This is a genomic window from Streptomyces sp. NBC_00647 (genome assembly GCF_045207245.1).
GTDB lineage: Bacteria > Actinomycetota > Actinomycetes > Streptomycetales > Streptomycetaceae > Streptomyces.
Genome location: NZ_CP109040.1, coordinates 8,092,985 through 8,111,993, shown reverse-complemented (window position 1 = coordinate 8,111,993; position 19,009 = coordinate 8,092,985). Strand labels below are relative to the sequence as shown.

The 19,009-nt window shown below is 70.8% G+C and carries 14 protein-coding genes; 4 read left to right on the top strand and 10 right to left on the bottom strand.

Annotated elements, in window-relative coordinates; all coding sequences use genetic code 11:
* Positions 1-9: 9 nt before the first annotated feature.
* A complete protein-coding gene (oxc, locus tag OG788_RS35600; protein ID WP_406375153.1) occupies positions 10-1,758 on the bottom strand; it encodes an oxalyl-CoA decarboxylase in 1,749 nt (582 codons plus the stop codon).
* A 295-nt stretch (positions 1,759-2,053) separates the two neighbouring features.
* On the opposite strand from oxc, the gene OG788_RS35595 reads away from it, so the two are divergent.
* Positions 2,054-3,643 (top strand): FadD7 family fatty acid--CoA ligase, encoded by a 1,590-nt coding sequence (locus OG788_RS35595; RefSeq protein ID WP_406375152.1) that lies wholly within the window; start codon positions 2,054-2,056, stop codon positions 3,641-3,643.
* A gap of 29 nt (positions 3,644-3,672) precedes the next feature.
* Here the strand turns inward: OG788_RS35595 and OG788_RS35590 are convergent, their stop codons facing one another.
* The 5 genes from OG788_RS35590 to OG788_RS35570 form a co-directional block, all read right to left on the bottom strand.
* Complete coding sequence (locus OG788_RS35590) at positions 3,673-4,605, bottom strand: LysR family transcriptional regulator (RefSeq protein WP_385695726.1); 933 nt, start codon at positions 4,603-4,605, stop codon at positions 3,673-3,675.
* A gap of 122 nt (positions 4,606-4,727) precedes the next feature.
* Positions 4,728-4,940 (bottom strand): formate dehydrogenase subunit delta, encoded by a 213-nt coding sequence (locus OG788_RS35585; RefSeq protein WP_406375151.1) that lies wholly within the window; start codon positions 4,938-4,940, stop codon positions 4,728-4,730.
* A 1-nt stretch (position 4,941) separates the two neighbouring features.
* Positions 4,942-7,788: a formate dehydrogenase subunit alpha gene (gene fdhF, locus OG788_RS35580; RefSeq protein ID WP_406375150.1), complete on the bottom strand. Its 2,847-nt coding sequence runs from the start codon at positions 7,786-7,788 to the stop codon at positions 4,942-4,944.
* A complete protein-coding gene (locus OG788_RS35575) occupies positions 7,785-9,398 on the bottom strand; it encodes a formate dehydrogenase beta subunit (RefSeq protein ID WP_406375149.1) in 1,614 nt (537 codons plus the stop codon). Before OG788_RS35575 ends, fdhF begins: the two co-directional genes overlap by 4 nt.
* Positions 9,395-9,874 carry an NAD(P)H-dependent oxidoreductase subunit E gene (locus OG788_RS35570; protein ID WP_351545673.1) on the bottom strand — a complete coding sequence of 160 codons (480 nt, stop codon included), beginning with the start codon at positions 9,872-9,874 and terminating at the stop codon, positions 9,395-9,397. Before OG788_RS35570 ends, OG788_RS35575 begins: the two co-directional genes overlap by 4 nt.
* Positions 9,875-10,281: 407 nt before the next feature.
* Between OG788_RS35570 and OG788_RS35565 the strand changes: the two genes are divergently transcribed.
* The gene (locus OG788_RS35565; RefSeq protein WP_406375148.1) at positions 10,282-10,971 is read left to right on the top strand and encodes a GntR family transcriptional regulator; all 690 of its coding nucleotides are present in this window, start codon (positions 10,282-10,284) and stop codon (positions 10,969-10,971) included.
* A gap of 66 nt (positions 10,972-11,037) precedes the next feature.
* On the opposite strand, the gene OG788_RS35560 is transcribed toward OG788_RS35565, so the two are convergent.
* Positions 11,038-11,898, bottom strand: a complete 861-nt coding sequence (locus tag OG788_RS35560) for an acyl-CoA dehydrogenase family protein (protein ID WP_406375147.1) — start codon at positions 11,896-11,898, stop codon at positions 11,038-11,040.
* Positions 11,899-12,120: 222 nt separating this feature from the next.
* On the opposite strand from OG788_RS35560, the gene OG788_RS35555 reads away from it, so the two are divergent.
* On the top strand, positions 12,121-12,813 hold the full coding sequence (locus OG788_RS35555) for a GntR family transcriptional regulator (protein ID WP_406375146.1): 693 nt from the start codon (positions 12,121-12,123) through the stop codon (positions 12,811-12,813).
* A 111-nt stretch (positions 12,814-12,924) separates the two neighbouring features.
* On the opposite strand, the gene OG788_RS35550 is transcribed toward OG788_RS35555, so the two are convergent.
* The 3 genes from OG788_RS35550 to OG788_RS35540 all read right to left on the bottom strand — a co-directional run bounded on the left by OG788_RS35550 (position 12,925) and on the right by OG788_RS35540 (position 16,440).
* Positions 12,925-13,476, bottom strand: a complete 552-nt coding sequence (locus OG788_RS35550; protein WP_406375145.1) for a beta-class carbonic anhydrase — start codon at positions 13,474-13,476, stop codon at positions 12,925-12,927.
* Positions 13,477-13,675: 199 nt separating this feature from the next.
* The gene (locus OG788_RS35545) at positions 13,676-15,268 is read right to left on the bottom strand and encodes a HupE/UreJ family protein (RefSeq protein WP_406375144.1); all 1,593 of its coding nucleotides are present in this window, start codon (positions 15,266-15,268) and stop codon (positions 13,676-13,678) included.
* On the bottom strand, positions 15,265-16,440 hold the full coding sequence (locus tag OG788_RS35540) for a DUF3500 domain-containing protein (protein ID WP_406375143.1): 1,176 nt from the start codon (positions 16,438-16,440) through the stop codon (positions 15,265-15,267). The genes OG788_RS35545 and OG788_RS35540 overlap by 4 nt, the downstream gene beginning before the upstream one ends.
* 1,254 nt (positions 16,441-17,694) lie before the next feature.
* Between OG788_RS35540 and OG788_RS35535 the strand changes: the two genes are divergently transcribed.
* Positions 17,695-18,915 (top strand): Ig-like domain-containing protein, encoded by a 1,221-nt coding sequence (locus OG788_RS35535; RefSeq protein ID WP_406375142.1) that lies wholly within the window; start codon positions 17,695-17,697, stop codon positions 18,913-18,915.
* The last annotated feature ends 94 nt before the right edge of the window (positions 18,916-19,009 follow it).

The window sequence follows — 19,009 nt, the reverse complement described above, 5'->3', positions numbered from 1 at the left end:
GTTCGGAGTTCAATTCCGGGCCGGCGTGATGTTGCCGCCGGTGATGCCCTTCGGGTTCAGGTGCGCGATGTGGCCGCTCTCGGTCCCCGCGGAGGGGTCGATCACGCAGTCGATGAGCGCCGGGCCGCCGGCGGCCAGCGCCTCGGTGAGGGCGACGGTGACCTCGGCGGGCGTGGTCGCGCGGTAGCCCTTGCCGCCGAACGCCTCGATCATCCGGTCGTGGCGGGCCGCGAGCATCAGGGTCGTCGGCGAGGGGGCGTCACCGAGGGGATTGACGTCGTCGCCGCGGTAGACACCGCCGTTGTTCATGATGACCGTGACCACGGGCAGGCCGTAGCGGCAGATCGTCTCCAGCTCCATGCCGCTGAACCCGAAGGCGCTGTCGCCCTCGACGGCCACGACCGGGGCGCCGCTCTCGACGGCGGCGGCGATCGCGTAGCCCATGCCGATCCCCATGACACCCCAGGTGCCGCTGTCCAGGCGGTGCCGCGGCACCTGCATGTCGATCACGTTGCGCGCGATGTCCAGCGCGTTCGCGCCCTCGTTGACGATGTACGTCTCCGGGCGCTCGTGCACGACGTCACGTACGGCCTTCAGAGCGCCCATGAACTGCATGGGGTGGGGGTCGGCCTTGAGCCGCTCCGCCATCCTCGCCACGTTCTGCGCCGAACGCGCGGCCAGTTCCTCGCGCCAGGCGGCGGGCGCCGCGATGCGGCCGGGCTTGGCCCGCTCGGCGATCGCGTCGAGCACCGACTCGATGTCTCCGACGAGCGGGGCCGCGATGGGCTGGTTGCTGTCCATCTCTCTGGCCTCGATGTCCACCTGGATGAACCGGGCGTCGGGGTTCCACTGCGGTGCCTCGCCGTGGTTCAGCAGCCAGTTGAGGCGGGCGCCGACGAGCATCACGACGTCGGCCTTCTTCAAGGCCAGCGAGCGGGCGGTGGCGGCCGACTGCGGGTGGTCGTCGGGCAGCAGGCCCTTCGCCATCGACATCGGTATGTAGGGGATGCCGGTGGACTCGACGAACTCGCGGACGCGGTCGTCGGCCTGTGCGTACGCGGCGCCCTTGCCGAGCACCACCAACGGCCTTTCGGCGCCCGCGAGAAGCTCGATGGCGCGGTCGACCGCCTCGGCCCCCGGCAGTTGGCGCGGCGCGGGGTCGACGAGGCGGCTCAGCGTCTTCGCGCCCGCCTCCGCGTCCATGATGGAGCCGAGCACCGCGGCGGGGATGTCGAGATACACACCGCCGGGGCGCCCGGAGACCGCCGTGCGCAGGGCGCGGGCGATGCCCCGGCCGATGTCCTCCACGCGGCTCACGCGGTAGGCGGCCTTGCAGAACGGCTGCGCGGCGGCGAGCTGGTCCATCTCCTCGTAGTCGCCCTGCTTGAGGTCGACCAGGTGCCGTTCGCTGGAGCCGGAGATCTGGACCATGGGGAAGCAGTTGGTGGTGGCGTTCGCGAGGGCGACCAGCCCGTTCAGGAAGCCCGGCGCGGACACGGTCAGGCAGATGCCGGGCTTCTTCGTGAGGTAGCCGGCCGCAGCCGCAGCGTGTCCCGCGTTGCTCTCGTGCCGGAAGCCGATGTAGCGGATGCCCCGCGCCTGCGCGAGGCGGGCCAGGTCGGTGATCGGAATGCCGACGACTCCGTAGATGGTGTCGACGTCGTTCATCCTCAGCGCGTCGACGACCAGGTGGTACCCGTCGGTGAGCTCGGTCGTGTCGGCGTTCGCCGCGGTCTCCAGTGTCGAGGGGGCGGTCATGGTCCGAGGTCCTCCTTGGGCAGATCCTGCCGGTGCGGCTGCTTCTCCCACCATCCAGAGCCCGCTCGTCCGCGTCCAAGACCCATCGGCGACCAGCCGATAAACAGCGTCTATCGACGGCAGGTCCAGGCCGCGCAACTCCCTTGATAGACAACTGCTATCGGGCGTTCACCAGTACGTATTGGACGTGCACAGGGCTCCGCCGCAGGCTCGCAGGGGACCGCTTCGCCGAAGCGGTGGACGGCCTTCTCGGGCGGTCGACGCTTCATCGGACCTGGCGTGAGGAGGTGCGGTCATGGCCCTTCCGGCCGCGGGACCGGTGCGCGACACAGACGGGCACCGTCCCCCCGAGATCACGGGACTCGCCGGTCTCCTCGACCGGCAGGTGCGTGAACGCCCGTACGCCCAGGCCCTGATCGTCACCGCCGACCGGGTGCATCTCTCGTACCGGGCCCTCGCCACGCTGGCCGACGACGTGGCCGCGCGGCTCGGCGCCACCGGGCTGCGCCGGGGTGCCGCGATCGGTCTGATCGGTGCCAACACCGTCGAGTTCGTGGTCGCGTTGCTGGGGGCGGCGCGGGCCGGTCTGGTGGTGGCGCCGCTGGACCCCGCGCTGCCGGGACCGGAGCTGTCCGCGCGGCTCGACGCGCTCGGCGCACCGGCGGTCCTGGTCGGCCGGCCCGCGGCCGACGCCCCGCCGGTGGTCCCCGTGGGGGTTCCCACCTGGCCCCTTCGCGTGGACGTCTCCCGGGCCGGAACGGCGGCGGTCGTCCTCGACACCGGCCCATCGGTGCGTCGAGTACGGGGAGCCGCAGAGGAATTGACACCGGGCGACGCCCTGGTCCTGTACACGGCCGGGACCACGGCCCGCGCCAGGATGGTCCCGCTGACGCACGCGAACGTCGCCGCGTCCGTACGGGGCATCTGCGCCGGCTACCGGCTCGGGCCCGAGGACGCGACGGTGGCGGTGATGCCGTTCTTCCACGGTCACGGGTTGTTCGCGGCGTTGCTGGCGTCCCTCGCCGGCGGGGGATGCGTGCTGCTGCCGGCGGGCGGGCGGTTCTCCGCGCGGACGTTCCGGGACGACATGCGGGCCGCGGGCGCCACCTGGTTCACCGCGGTCCCGACCGTGCACGAGATCCTGCTCGACCGCGCGGAGTTCGAGCACCCGGTCCCGCACGGGCCGCCCCTGCGTTTCGTGCGCAGTTGCAGCGCCCCGCTGAACCCGGCCACGCAGCGGGCCCTGGAGCGCGCGTTCGGCGCGCCGCTGCTCTCGGCGTACGGCACGACCGAGGCCACGCACCAGGCGACCAGTGAGCCGCTGCCCCAGCACGGCGTCCTCAAGCACGGGTCTGTCGGCCTGCCGACCGGGGTGGACGTGCGGGTGGCCGACCGGAACGGGCGGCCGTGCCCGGCCGGTGTCCAGGGCGAGGTGTGGCTGCGCGGGCCCACCGTCGCCCGCGGCTATCTCGCCGAACCGGAGCGGACGGCGCGCGGTTTCGCGGGCGGCTGGCTGCGCACCGGCGATCTGGGGTCCCTGGACGCGGACGGCTATCTCTCCCTCACGGGACGGATCGACAACATCATCAACCGGGGCGGCGAGAAGGTCTCCCCCGAGCGGGTCGAGGACATCCTCGCCGGATGTCCCGGGGTCGCCGAGGCGGCCGTGTTCGCCGTACCCGATCCGGTGTACGGGCAGCGCGTCGGCGCCGCCGTGGCCGTCCGCGCGGGCGAGACCATCGGGGCGGAGGAGATCCTGCGGTACTGCCGCGACCGGCTGGCCGCCTGCGAGGTGCCCGACCGGCTGGAGCTCGTCGCCGCGCTGCCGCACACCGCCAAGGGCGGTCTCGACCGGGTCGCGGTCGAGGCCCGGTACGTTCGCTGACCGCGGCGGCTCCCGCGTCGTCCGCCGGCTCAGCGCACGCGGTGCTCGCTCGGCAGCGGCTGCCCGAAGAAGTCGTCCAGCGCCAGGCCCGTGGCCGCGTTGACGAAGGCCCGGGCCGCGACGGAGCCGGGGGTGGCCGCGTGGATCGCCACCGAGACCTGGGCGCCCGCCTCCGGGTCGACCAGCGGCAGCGCGCGCGTCCGGCCGATCACCGGCATCGCGCGCAGCCAGGTGTGCGGAACGATGCTCGCCCAGTCGCCGCCGCCGACATGCGCGTAGAGCGCGGCGATGGAGTCCGTCTCCACCTGCGGTGTCACCACGAAGCCCTTGTCCGCGAAGACGCCGTCGATGATCTGGCGGATCCGCATGTCCGGGGTGAGCAGCGCGAGCGGCAGCTGTGCCGCGTCCGCCCACGTCATGGTGGTGGTCTGGGACATCAGCTGGTCGTCGGAGACCAGCAGCATGTACCTCTCCTGGTACAGGGGCACCACCTGAAGGCCTTCCTGATCCCCCGGATCGAAGTGGGCTATGGCCACGTCGAGCTCGAAGTCGCGGAGCTGGCGGTGGAGTTCCTTCGTCGACAGGCGCGAGCGGACCTGCACCTTGGCCAGTGGGTGCGCCGCGCAGAACGCGGCCACGGGCATCGCCAGCGTCGTCGAGGCCGTCGGGTCCGTCCCGAGCCGGAGCGTCCCGGTGATGCCCGACTGCACGGCCGCCACCTCTGCCTTGAAGGCGTCCTGCTCGGCGAGGATCCGCTTGGCCCACACGACGAGCCGCTCGCCTTCGGGTGTGAGGCCCTGGTAGTTGTGCCCGCGGTTGATGAGGGTGACGTTCAACTCCCGCTCCAGCTTGGCGATCGCCGCCGAGAGCGCGGGCTGCGAGACGTAGCAGGACTCCGCGGCCCGCGCGAAGTGCCGCTCCCTGGCCACCGCCACGAAGTACTCCAGCTGCCGGAACAGCATGAACGGCTCCTCTCTCGCTCGCGCCGCCCACCGGCACCGCGGACGGACCGGCCGGCTGCCCCGTGATCATCCAGAGCCTACCGAGCCGGCCGTGTCCCGCCTCCCTTCGTGCACGGCCTCGCTCAGCGCAGGAGCCGTACGGCCGCGATCACCAGCGGATGCAGCCCGTCGGCACCCGCATCGACGTGCGCGAGGAGCCGGGAGCGCATGCGGGGGTCCCAGAACCGGCCGATGTGACCCGCGATCGCCTCGGCGGCCGACTCCCCCGGCAGGTGCCCCAGGTTCACGGCGATGTCGTTCGCCATCCGGCGTTCCGGCGGCACGCTCGCCGTCATCTCAGTCCACCGCCGTGAGTACGTCGTCCCCGGCCCGCTCCGGCTCGTTGTCCCGGGCCCGTTCCGGCACCTCGCCGCCGTGTCCCAGCGGATGGACGAGTCCGACCTGTACGGCGGTCACCTTGTACTCGGGGCAGTTGGTCGCCCAGTCCGAGTTCTCGGTGGTCACCACGTTGGCGCCGGTCACGGGGTGGTGGAACGTGGTGTAGACGACGCCGGCCGGCATCCGGTCGGAGATCTCCGCCCGCAGCGTCGTCCGCCCGACCCGGCTGGCCAGTGTCACGAGCGCGCCGTCGGTGATGCCGCGGACCTCGGCGTCGTGCGGATGCAGCTCCAGGATGTCCTCGGGATGCCAGGCGACATTGCCGGTACGCCGGGTCTGCGCGCCCACGTTGTACTGGCTGAGGATGCGCCCGGTGGTGAGCACCAACGGGAAGCGCCGGGTGCTGCGTTCATTGGTCGGCACATACGCGGTGACGACGAACCTGCCCTTGCCGCGCACGAATTCGTCCACGTGCATCACCGGTGTCCCCTCGGGTGCCGAGGCGTTGCACGGCCACTGCACGCTGCCCAGCTTGTCGAGCACGTCGAAGGAGACGCCGGTGAACGTCGGGGTGACGGAGGCGATCTCCTCCATGATCCGGCTCGGATGGTCGTACGCCATCGGGTAGCCCATGGCGGTGGCGATCTCGCAGACGATCTGCCACTCGTGCTTGCCCGTCTTCGGCTTCATCACCGCGCGCACCCGGTTGATCCGGCGCTCGGCGTTGGTGAAGGTCCCGTCCTTCTCCAGGAACGACGCGCCGGGCAGGAAGACGTGGGCGAACTTGGCCGTCTCGTTGAGGAACAGGTCCTGCACGACGACGAGTTCCATCGCCTCGAGCGCGGCGGTGACGTGCTGGAGGTTGGGGTCGGACTGCGCGATGTCCTCGCCGTGCACGAACAGACCGCGGAAGGTGCCGTCGATCGCGGCGTCGAACATGTTGGGGATGCGCAGGCCGGGCTCGGCGAGGAGGGTGCCGCCCCACAGGTTCTCGAACACCTCGCGCACCGCGTCGTCGGAGACGTGCCGGTAGCCGGGCAGTTCGTGCGGGAAGGAACCCATGTCGCAGGAGCCCTGCACGTTGTTCTGCCCGCGCAGCGGGTTGACCCCGACGCCGTCGCGGCCGATGTTGCCGCACGCCATGGCGAGGTTGGCCATTCCCATGACCATCGTCGAGCCCTGGCTGTGCTCGGTGACGCCGAGGCCGTAGTAGATCGCGCCGTTCGGCGCGTTCGCGTACAGCCGGGCGGCGGCCCGCAGTTGATCGGCGGGGACACCGCTGATCTCCTCGGTGGCCTCCGGGCTGTTCTCGGGCAGGGCGACGAACCGGGCCCACTCGTCGAACCCTTCGCACCTGCGGTCCACGAAGGACCGGTCGGCCAGGCCCTCGGTGACGACCACGTGCGCCATGGCGTTGACGACGGCGACGTTGGTGCTGGGCCTGAGCTGGAGGTGGTGCGCGGCCTCGATGTGCGGCGAGCGCACCAGGTCGATGCGGCGCGGGTCGACGACGATCAGCTCCGCTCCCTCGCGCAGGCGTCGCTTCATGCGCGAGGCGAACACCGGGTGCCCGTCGGTGGGGTTGGCCCCGATCACCATGATGACGTCGGCCTCCGCGACGGAACGGAAGTCCTGGGTGCCGGCCGACTCGCCGAAGGTCTGCTTGAGTCCGTATCCCGTCGGGGAGTGGCAGACGCGGGCGCAGGTGTCCACGTTGTTGTTGCCGAACGCGGCGCGGACCATCTTCTGGACGACGTAGACCTCTTCGTTGGTGCACCGCGACGAGGAGATCGCGCCGATCGAACTCGGCCCGTACCGAGCCTGGATGTCCCGCATCCGCCGGGCGACCGTGCCGATCGCCTCGTCCCACTCGACCTCGCGCCAGGGATCGGTGATCCGGTCGCGGACCATGGGCCTGAGCATCCGGTCGGGGTGGGTGGCGTAGCCGAAGGCGAACCGGCCCTTCACACAGGAGTGGCCCTCGTTCGCGCCGCCGTCCTTGTACGGCACCATGCGGACGAGCTCGTCGCCGCGCAGCTCGGCCTTGAAGGAGCAGCCGACCCCGCAGTAGGCGCAGGTGGTGACCACCGAGCGGGTGGGCATGCCGAGTTCGACCACCGACTTCTCCTGGAGCGTGGAGGTCGGGCAGGCCTGGACGCAGGCCCCGCAGGAGACGCACTCGGAGTCCATGAACGTCTCGGCGGCGCCGGGCGAGACCTTGGAGTCGAAGCCGCGCCCCTCGATGGTCAGCGCGAACGTGCCCTGCACCTCGCCGCAGGCGCGCACGCAACGGGAGCAGGCGATGCACTTGGAGGGGTCGAAGTCGAAGTAGGGGTTCGACGTGTCCTTCTCGGCGGCGAGATGGTTCTCGCCCTCGTAGCCGTACCGCACCTGCCGCAGGCCCACCACGCCCGCCATGTCCTGCAGTTCGCAGTCGCCGTTGGCCGGGCAGGTCAGACAGTCGAGCGGGTGGTCGGAGATGTACAGCTCCATGACACCCTGGCGGAGCTTCTCCACCTTCGGCGTCTGGGTGCTCACCCTCATTCCGTCCGCCACCGGGGTGGTGCAGGAGGCCGGGGTGCCCCGCCTGCCGTCGATCTCCACCACGCACAGACGGCAGGAGCCGAACGGCTCCAGGCTGTCCGTGGCGCACAGTTTGGGGATGTCGATGCCGGCCTGCGCCGCGGCGCGCATCACGGACGTCCCCTCGGGGACGGTCACCGCCAGCCCGTCCACCTCGACCGACACCGTGGCGTCGCCGGGGCGTTCCGGGGTTCCGAAGTCGGGTTCCTTGAGCAGCGTCATGCCGTGCCCTCCGTCCTCGCGCCGCTGGGCTGTGGGGAGTCGGTCTCCCGGCCCTCTTCGCGGGCGAGGAAGTCGTCGGGAAAGTGGGTGAGGGCGCTCCGTACGGGCATCGGCGTGAGCCCGCCCATCGCGCACAGCGAACCGTCGGTCATCAGGTCGCACAGGTCTTCCAGCAGCGCCAGGTTCTCGTCCCGGTGCCGACCGGCCACGATCTTGTCGATCACCTCGACACCGCGCACCGAACCGACCCTGCACGGCGTGCACTTGCCGCAGGACTCCTCCGCGCAGAACTCCATCGCGAAGCGGGCCTGCGCGGCCATGTCGACGGTGTCGTCGAAGACCACGACACCGCCGTGGCCGACCATCGCGCCCGCCGCCGCGAAGGCCTCGTAGTCCATCGGCAGATCGAACATCGACGTCGGGAGGTAGGCGCCGAGCGGTCCGCCGACCTGGACCGTGCGCACCGGACGCCCGGAGAACGTGCCGCCGCCGTAGTCCTCGACGAGTTCGCGCAGCGTGACGCCGAACGCGGTCTCGACGATGCCGCCGCGCGCGATGTTGCCGCCGAGCTGGAAGACCTGGGTGCCGCGTGAGCGGTCGACGCCGAGTTCCTGGTAGGCCCGCGCGCCGGACGCCAGCACTACGGGGACCGTGGCGAGGGTCAGGACGTTGTTCACCACCGTCGGTCTGCCGAACAGGCCCTCGATCGCGGGGATCGGTGGTTTGGCGCGTACCGTGCCGCGCTTGCCCTCCAGGCTCTCCAGCATGGAGGTCTCCTCGCCGCAGATGTACGCGCCGGCGCCGACGCGGACGTGCAGGTCGAAGTCGAGCGCGGAGCCGAGGATGCCCTTGCCGAGCCAGCCCTGTTCGCGGGCGATGCCGATCGCGGCGCGCAGGGTGGCCACCGCGTCCGGGTACTCCGAGCGGACGTAGAGGTAGCCCTCGCTCGCGCCGACGGCGTGCGCGGCGATCGTCATGCCCTCGATGAGCATGAACGGGTCGCCCTCCATGACCATCCGGTCAGCGAAGGTGCCGCTGTCGCCCTCGTCGGCGTTGCAGCAGACGAACTTCAGCTCGTCCGCGCAGTCGAGCACGGTCTTCCATTTGATGCCGGCGGGAAATCCCGCGCCGCCCCGGCCGCGCAGTCCGGACGCGGTGACCTCGGCGACCACGTCGGCGGGCGGGCGCTCCAGCGCGGCGCGCAGCCCGGCGAGGCCGCCGTGCCTCAGGTAGTCGTCCGTGGACAGAGGGTCGGTGACCCCGACCCGGGCGAAGGTGACCCGGTTCTGGCGGGCCAGCCACGGCAGTTCGTCCACGACACCGAGCCGCAGCGGGTGGTCGGCGCCGTCGAGCATGCCCGCGGCGAGCAGGTCGTCGACGTCGGACGGGGTCACGGGGCCGTAGCCGACGCGGCCGTGCGGGGTGACCACCTCGACGAGGGGTTCCAGCCAGAGCATGCCGCGCGATCCGTTGCGTACGACATCGAGGGCGAAGTCGCCGCGGGCCGCGGCCTGTTGCAGGGCGTGGGCGACCTCGTCCGCGCCGACGGACCTGGCCGCCGAGTCGCGGGGGACGTAGACCGTCGCCACGGGGTGCGCTGTGTCGTTCACGAGGAGACCGTCCCGTCGAGGATCGAGCCCAGCCGAGCCGGGCCGACGCGTCCGTACAGCCGGCCGTTCACCTCGACCGCCGGGCCGAGCGCGCAGTTGCCGAGACAGAAGACCTGCTCGACGGTCACGGCACCGTCCGCGGTGGTCTCCCCCGGCGTCAGTCCGGCCTCGCGGGCGTAGGCCACAAGGCCTTCGGCGCCCAGGGCCTGGCAGGCCTCGGCCCGGCAGATGCGCACGGTGGTGCGTCCTGCGGGTTCGCGGCGGAAGTCGTGGTAGAAGGTCACCACTCCGTGGACGTCGGCGCGGGAGAGGTTGAACTCGTCGGCGAGCACCGGAATCGCCTCTTGCGGCACATGGCCCAACTCGGCCTGTACGGCGTGCAGTACGGGCAGCAGCGCGCCGCGCTGATCCCGATGACCGGCCGCCACCCTCCGGACCACGCTCTCGACCGTCACGTCACTCGCGCTGGTCGTCATGATCGCTCCGCCTTCCGTCACGCGGGTCCCCGGCGATGCTCGCGGGAGACTAGACATTACCCCATACAGGCTTCTGTATACAGAACTCAATCGGACTCAACCCCCTTCGCGAAGGCGGGAATTGGTCGGGCGGGCGGCCGAAGGAGCGAGCGCCCCGTACAGATCGTCGAGCACGGACGGACCCGGCTCCACCGACGCCACCGGCCGCCGCACACACCCGCCACCTGCTCGAAGACGGGCGGAGCACGGCTCGGGGGGCGCCCCCGGCCGACCTGGATCACTCCCGAAGCGGCCGCCATCCTGCATACCAAAACCTGTATGCTGACGCAGCCGTCGGCGACCTTCTCGGCGGCCACCACACGGCAGAGCCGTCGGCCCCGCGGGCCCGGTGGCAGAACGGGGCTCCCATGCGTGAGGCACTCACGGCCGCCGCGTCCCGGCGCGTCACCCGCCCGGCGCCACTGCGGCAGGCCGTGTACGACGCCCTGACCGAGCTGATCGTCAGCGGCTCCCTCAAGCCTGGACAGCACCTGGTCGAGGCGGAGCTCGCCGAGCACCTCGGAGTCAGCCGCCAGCCCGTACGCGAAGCCCTGCAACGGCTCCAGACCGACGGCTGGGTCGACCTGCGCCCGGCCCAGGGCGCCTTCGTCCACTCCCCCACCGAGAAGGAGGCGGCCCAACTCCTCGGTGTCCGCGCGGTCCTCGAGACCTACTCGGCCCAGCTCGCCGCCCAGCACGCCAAGCCCGCGGACGTCGAACGACTCTGGGAGTTGCACCAGGAGGGCGTCGACGCCCTCGCCGCGAACGATGTCGAGCGGCTGGTCGCGGCCAACACCGCCCTGCACGCCTTCATCACCGCCGTGGCCGACAACGCCGTACTGGCCGAGCTGATCGCGGGCGTCAGCCAGAAGGTCCGCTGGTACTACACGCCGATCGCCCGGCCCCGCGGCAAGGAGGCCTGGAACGAACACGCCCAGCTGATCAGGGCCATCGCCAAGGGCGACACGGACCGCGCGGGCGAGGTCATGCGCAAGCACACCGAGCGCACCACGGGCTTCTACGGCAAGCGGCTCGCCGCCGGGGCGAACCAGGACTGACCGGACGGGCGTTCGCGCGGGACTCATCACGCCGCCCGCCTGGTCACGCCGTCCGCCGGGCCGGCTTCACGTCGACGCGAGAGAGTCGACGGGACGGCGGCCGACGCCGAAGCCGAGGCCCTTCCCACCGAGCTCCTCGTCCCCGGGACCCTTCTCGGCGGGCCCCTTCCCACCGGAGCCGGCGACACCGAGGCCGAGGGCGTCGGCACCGCCGGCGGCCCGCAGTTCCAGCAGCCACGGCCGAACGGTCACCAGCAGGATGTCGAGCCCTCCGCCGTCCCGTCCGAGCATCGCGTCGGCGGGAAGCAGGACCGGATCGGCACACACCGTGGAGGTCGCGCTGCCGCTGGGCCCTCCCTCGCCGGGCCTGGCCGGGACGAACAGGTCCGGGGCCTGCGCCGGAACCACCCACAGGGTCAGGCCGTCGGGTCCGGTGAGCGGCCGGGAGGACCAGAGGTAGCTGTCGGCCTCGCCCGCCGCGGCCACCTGCCGCTTACGACCCCGGAGGGCGACGACGTCGGCGAAGCGGGTGGCGGCCGAGGCCGGCATCCCGTGCGGGAACTCCATCTCCTGGTCGCCGGGTCTCCCCTCGGAGAGGGCGAGGCCGGCGAGGTGCCGTCCGGCGGCGACCTCGCCGCGCACCCAGGAACCGCCGCAGGATTCGGCGGCGGCGACCGCTGTGAAGTGGGCCGCGAGCACGGCGGCGGTCGCCGGGCAGACGCGCGATGTCCGCGCCACCACGTCGGCGGCCTCCGGCAGCCCGAGCCCCCCGCCGCCGAACTCCGGGGAGACGGTGAGCCCGAGCAGTCCGGCACGGCCGAGTGCCGTGACGGCCGAGCGGGGGAACCTGCCCTCCAGCGCGGTCACTTCGGCTGCGGGCGCGACGACTTCGGCCAGGACTGCGGAGAGAGAACTGCGGTACGACACGGGGTGACCCCCTCCTCGGGAACAACCTCCGGGAATTGCATACAGTATGTTGTCTTCGTTCGTGATGCGCCAGAGGGACGCCGCATCGATTCCCGGAAGCGATGACGGCCCCATGGACTTCACCACGAGGGACACACGGACGCACGGGGTTATTGCATACTGAAGTCCGTATTCCGAGGCCCGTCACCGGGGCGTCGGCAGTCCGACGACGGGGAGGGTTCCATGCCCGACAGGCCCACCGTGGCAGCCGACGGCCCGATCGCCAGGCCGGCCCCACTGCGCCAAGCCGTGTACGACGCACTGACCGAGCTGATCATCAACGGCTCCCTCCCGCCCGGCCGGCACCTCGTCGAGGCGGACCTCGCCGTACGGCTCGGCGTCAGCCGCCAGCCCGTCCGGGAAGCCCTTCAGCGCCTCCACACCACCGGCTGGGTGGACCTGCGACCGTCCCAGGGCGCCTTCGTCCACTCCCCCACGCCGGACGAGTGTGCCCAACTCCTCGGTGTGCGTGCGGTTCTGGAGACCCACTCGGCCCACGGCGCGGCCCTGCACGCCACCGCCCACGACGTCGCCCGCCTGTGGGAGTTGCAGCAGACGGGGCTCACGGCCCTCGCGGCCGGCGACGCCCGGGCCATCGTCGAGGCCAACGCCGCGCTCCACGGGCACATCACCCAGCTGTCCCGGAACACCGTCCTCGCCGAACTCATCCCCCAGGTCGACCGACGGGTGCGGTGGTACTACATGCCCATCGCCAAACCCCGTGGCAGGGACGCGTGGAGCGAGCACGCGCGGATCATCGAGGCCATCGCCGACCGCGACGCGGAGCGGGCCGAGGAGCTCATGCGGCGGCACACCAGCAACACAACCGACTTCTACTGCAAGCAGATAGCCGCGATGGCCACCCGGCAGCGCTGACGCCCGGGCGGGACGGTGCCCGGGCGGGACGACGCCCTCTTGCCCGCGGACGCCCGCGGACGGCAAGAGGGCGGGCGCCTCAGGCTCGCGGGTCGCGGGTCGCGGGTCGCCTCAGGCCCGCGGGTGGATCTCCCGCAACAGCCCCGTCGTGACATCGAAGACGAAGCCTCGGACATCGTCGGTGTGCGGCAGGAACGGTGACGTGCGCACCCGCTGCATCGACTGCCGTACGTCCTGGTCGACGTCGCTGAAGGCCTCGACCGCCCAGGCGGGCCGCTGCCCGACCTCCATCTCCAGCTCGTGCCGGAAGTCCTCGGTGAGAGTCTGCAGGCCGCAGCCCGTGTGGTGGATGAGTATGACGCTGCGGGTGCCGAGTGCGCGTTGGCTGATCGTCAGGGAGCGGATCGTGTCGTCGGTGACGACACCGCCCGCGTTGCGGACGGTGTGACAGTCGCCCAAGTGGAGACCGAGCGCGGCGTGAAGGTCGATCCGGGCGTCCATGCAGGCCACGACGGCGACGCGCTGGACCGGGCGTGCGCCCATGCCCGGGTCCACGAACCCGGCGGCGTACGCGCGGTTGGCCGTCACCAGCCGGTCGATGACCGTCCCGCCGCCCGGAAGACGGTCGGCGGACGGGACGAGACGGGGTGCTGGAGTCGACATGCTGGGCTACCTCACTCCGGTCGATGGTGAAAGGACCACTCATCACGTCGCGAACACGGGCTCGCGAACACAGGCTCTCCGACGCGTGGTCGCGGCCACAGGAACCACCCCGGGGACACGAGCGCACGGGTGAGCATTCCCACGTGACGACCCCCAGGCGCGCATCGCGGAGCGGGACGCCTGGAGGTCCGGGGGAACATCACGGACGAGGTCGTACCCGCGATATGTATGTGATATGCAATCTCGACGTCAGGACGGGCCCGGTGTCCCCGGCCACCCCTCTGCGTCGAGGCGCTGTCGTGTCACTCCCTCGACCGCGCGCAGGCCTGTCCACCACCGGATCTCGAGTCGTCCGGCGTATGAAGGCGCGCTCGCGCGGCCTGGGTGAGATCGCCGGTCCGGGCGCGGCCTCGCCCTCCGCCCTCACCCCTGGCCGAAGGCGGACCCCACCCCCCGGTTCACCCGCCGAGCGCCGGCGGGCGGCCAGGGTCCAGCCGACCGCGGCGACCGCGGACAGCCCCAGGGCGGTCAGCATCAGCGTGGTGTGGGTTCCGGCGCCGTCGGCCGTCCGGGCGACCGGGTTGGGTGCGCCGAGCCGGTCGGCCAGCCAGCCGACGGCCGCGGCGCCGGTGAGCAGCGCGCCGCCCACGCGCAGCGCGGGCTGCACCCGGAGCCGCGCGATCACCAGCAGCGCGGGAAGGGCCAGACAGACCAGCAGGAGCTGGACCAGTTCGATGCCCAGATTGAAGCCGAGGAGGCTGAACACGAGCTGCCCGGTGGACAGATGCATCTCGGCGAGCACGAAGGAGAACGCCATGCCGTGGCCGAGGCCGAACACCCCCGCCACCACCGCCTCCCGGCCCGGGAAGAGCGGACGGATCGCATGGGCCGCGCCGACGAGAATGCTGACGGCGATGAACGCCTCGACCGGCCGGCCGGGGAGGTCCAGGCGCCCGAGGGCGGTGGCGGCCAGTGCGACGGAGTGGCCGACGGTGAAGGCGATCGTGATGCGGCCGATGCGCCCGAGCGCGGCGCGGGCGCCGACCAGTCCGTGCCAGCGTCTCCCGGTGGCCAACAGCGGTGCGGGCAGGAGCAGGATGAGCAGGAACAGCAGGTGGTCGGTGCCGGTGAGGATGTGGTCGCCGCCGAGTTCCAGCATGGCGAGGAAGCCGCGCCAGGTGCTGCCGGCGCCGAGGTCGACGGTCAAGGGCGGGACTTTCATGTGCCGGATGTCGAGACGGACGGTGCCGACCTGGGTGGCACCATCGCCGCCGACCCGACCGGCGGCCCAGTCCTGTCGTACCGTCACCAACGTCACGTGGGTGACGACCTGGTGGACGATCACGTCGTAGTCCAGGGTGAAGTGCCGCACGTCCCCGCCGGGCGGAGGCGTGAGCACAGCCTTGGCGACCAGCTCGCGGTAGGGGCCGGTGGAGGTCTGCTCGGTACGGCTGAGCCTCAGCGCGCCGATCTCGACCTGCCACGCCTCGCCCCGGAGCGTGGTCGGGCGGATGTGCCGGCCGAGGTAGGTGCGGACGGCCGCGGCCCTGGCGGGCAGGGCGGCCGGTTCGACGCTGTTCAGATCGATCCCGCTCGCCCGGGAGAAGTCGTCGACCGGCAGCTCCAGCCGTGCGGTGACCGATGCCTTGAACACGTCGAGCCGGACCACCGAGTGCGGCATCGGGTGCGCGGCGGCCGGCGACGCCCCGAGCAGGAGCGCCGCCGGTACCGCGATCGCGATCCCGGCCACCAGGCGAAGAGCTGTGGTCAGCCAGTTCCGCGGTCGGGTCATGAGAAGGTGAACTCGCTTCCGTAGTCACGGGTGTGGTCCCGGTACACGGTGTGATAATGGATCTGGTCCCGGAAGACGACGCCGCCTTGGCAGACGAACTCGATCCACACACCGGGCCCGTCGATGCGCACGTAGTCGCCCTGGCTGTCCAGTCCGGTGCCGCCGGAGTAGCCGACGTAGGTCTGGTTCAGCTCACGCTCGTACGTCTTCATGAGCCGCTTCGCGGTGGCGTCGTCCACGTTGGCGACCCAGGGGTGGATCGCCTTCAGGACCAGCTGCTTCTGCTGGGGCTTGAGCGAGCTGACCGGGATGCCCTCCTTGGTCTCCGGGAACTGACCGTCCTTGCCCGGACCGAGGAGCACGTCACTGAACGACGCGGACAGCTTGGCCTGGGTCAGTTGCTCCGCGTCCAGGCTGCCGGTCAGCGCGACCAGACCGTCTCGCTGGTCCGCCATGGGCGTGTACGTGGTGCCGTCGTCCGCGGTCCACGTGGTCGGCTCGACCCCGATGAAGAAGGGGCTGGCACCCGTCGGCTTGCCGTCCTTGTAGGTGAGGTTCACGGCGAGGTGGTGGCCGCCGAAGTGCAGCTGCCAAGTGCCGTCCGCCGAGGGGGTGCCCAGGAAGGCCATGAAGTAGACACCGCTGCCGTAGCCGAACGCGCCGCCACCGCCGCCGGGACCGCCGGACGGCGGGGTGCCCGTCGGCAGATCGGTGGCCGACGTGCTCGGGTCCGCGGTGGCGGACGGGTCGGTCGATGGCGTGCTGGACTCGCTGCTCGTGGGCGCCGGCGCGGACGCGGAGCCGGAGTTCTGGGCCGCGTCGAGCACGTCGTCGGCCTTGAGGATCTGCGTGATCTGGTCATACCCGGTGCCCTTGCCGGACCCCGTGGCCACCTTCAACACCTTCATGGCTGCGGCCAGTTGAGTGTCGGTCAGCGAACCGAGCCGGATCCCGGGCCGGCAGGACGAGCCGCACGGCAGGTTCGACCACGCCGTCGCGTTCTCCTCGGTGAGGTCCAGCAGCACCTCCGCCTGCTGGTCGGCGTCCAGTGTGTTCAGGAACGCGTTGGCGGCACTGACCACGGCCTTCGCGCCGGTCGCATGCTTGTCGACCGGCCGCTTGGCCACTGCGGCCGAGGTGCCGCTCAGCACGTCGGTCGAAGCATTTGCCACAGCAATACCGCCGCCGACCAGCACAATTGCCGCGACGGCACTTCCTATACCTCGCCGAATCCGTCGCGTACGCACTTGACGGGTTCTTTCTCTGCTCACGAACCACTCCTTTGAACCTGGAATGACGTCCCGGCCGTACGGGCGGCGCCCATCGACCGACTTCGAGATCACTGCGTCCGCACGAATGCCGGACAATTCACCACATCAGCGAGCCGCTCGTCAGCGGTCGCAGGCAGGGAGGAGACGCACGACAGGCATCCGGCCACCTCCGTGTGATTGTTGACAATGCTATCGACGATTTCACCGACATCTCAATGAACCGCCAGATGAACAGGCCATTCCTAAGTCGCGCATGAGAACGGCGTGAATTCACGGAATTTGCTTATGTATTTGACAGGCAGCTCTTATGGCACGAATAGGGTTTCCTGCTAGCGCGGACAATCAAGGGGTGGCAGGTCCGCGGCCCGCCGCCCGGCACACTCGCCCCCTCGCCGGGCAACGCGAGAGGGCGGCAACCGCCCTGCGGATGCCGTCCCCGTGCCACCGGCGGCTTCCTGTCGGCGCCGCGAACGACGTCTTCCAGTCGGTTCGCCGCAGCGAGGAGCCATTGGCCGCGCTCCAGCAGAATGCGGGCCAGCCCGGCATGGCCGGCCCACGGCGCCTTGGGCGGACCTGTACCACGTACTGCGGCAGCGGTTCCCTCTCCGCCACGGGCCCGCCAAGAACTTCACTCCACCCCTGCCCCTGGGCCGGACCCGGGATCCGCGGCGAGTCAGCGCCGACTGCGCCACCCGGCTCGACGCCATGACGGCGACAGCCCGGGAGCTCCTCCTGCTCTCGCACAGGGGTAACGGGCCGATGCAGCCACGGGCCACGATCGCCCTGCGCACGGGCGAGGTCCGCCGGCTGCCCGCACCCGGCCTCGAAGCGCCCGGCCCGGAGGACACGACATGGCCTCCCAGATCTCCGACAGGGTGAGGCCACGGATGGGCGGCCCGGTGGCGGGCCGGTCGCCGGTCACGCCCGACCTCTCGCCTCCCTGCCGCCGTACGTCCTGCACCGGTCGGGGAGAGCGGATCGATCACACGCCATCAAGCCGTCGGGCGGAGTCTCAGCGACGCGCACGTAACGAGTGAAACCCGCCACAATCCACCCACCAAAACGGACTAATGCGCAAAAATGCTTCTTTGGTGCTGATGACCCACCTGGCAGTCAGCCCCAGGGATTCAACGACCAGCGGCATGGGAGAAGCGTTTGATCACCGCACGCAAGCGACGCACCGGGCTGATGGCTACGGCCGGAGCACTCGCACTCACGGCGCTGGGCGGTACCAGCTATGCCGCCACCGACGACACCGGTGCTCACCCGGAAACGCAGGCAAAGGCGAATCAGGCGGACACCCAGGACGTTTCCGACGCCCGAATAAAGATCACGCCCGGCCAAGCCCACGGCATCGGAATCAACGACCCCGTGAACGTCACCGTCAGCGACGGCAGACTCACCAAGGTGACCATGACCGCCGTCGCGACCGGCACCGAGGTTCCGGGCACCCTGTCCGCTGACGGCATGTCCTGGAAGCCGAACGGCCCACTGAAGCAGGCCACCCGATATCAGGTCGCCGCGGAGGCCGAGGACGCGAAGGGCCGCCCCGCCACCGAGAACGCCGCGATCTCCACCGTCTCCCCGGCCAACGACTTCCTCGGGCACCTCTCCCCCGAGAACGGCTCGACCGTCGGCGTGGGCATGCCGGTGACCTTCAACTTCGACAAGGCGATCGGCGACAAGGCCGCCGTGAAGTCGAAGATCCAGGTCAGCTCCAGCAGCGGCGAGCAGATCGTCGGTCACTGGCTCAACAACAGCCGTCTGGACTTCCGCCCCGAGCACTACTGGAAGCCCGGCTCCACCGTCACCGTCAAGATGACCCTCGACGGCGTCCAGGAGACGGTCACGTTCAAGATCGGCCGGAGCCAGATCAGCACCGTCGACGCCAAGACGAAGCAGATGTCCGTCGTACGGGACGGCAAGACGATCAAGACCATCCCTGTCTCGTCCGGCAGCGCCGAGCACCCGACATACAACGGCCAGATGGTCATCTCCGAGAAGTACCGGCAGATCCACATGAATGGTGCGACCGTCGGCCTCACGGAGAAGAACGGCAAGCCCTCGTACGACATCAAGGCCGTACCGCACGCCATGCGCCTGACCGCCTCGGGCACGTTCATCCACGGCAACTACTGGGGCGGCGACTCGGTCTTCGGCAAGGTCAACACCAGCCACGGCTGCGTGGGCCTGAAGGACGTCAGGAACGCCGGCGACGGCAAGCAGCCCGCCGCGTGGTTCTTCGACAACTCGATGACCGGTGACGTCGTGATCGTCAAGAACTCCGCGGACAAGACCACGGTGGCCCCGGACAACGGCCTCGGCGACTGGAACATGCCGTGGAGCGAATGGGTCTCGGGCAGCGCATCGAACTGACTCCACGTCGCTCACGCACGCGAACCTGAATCCTCCCGTCAGGCGGCGGCCGGCACATCACCGGCCGCCGCCTGCGGCGCCAAGGACGCTCGGA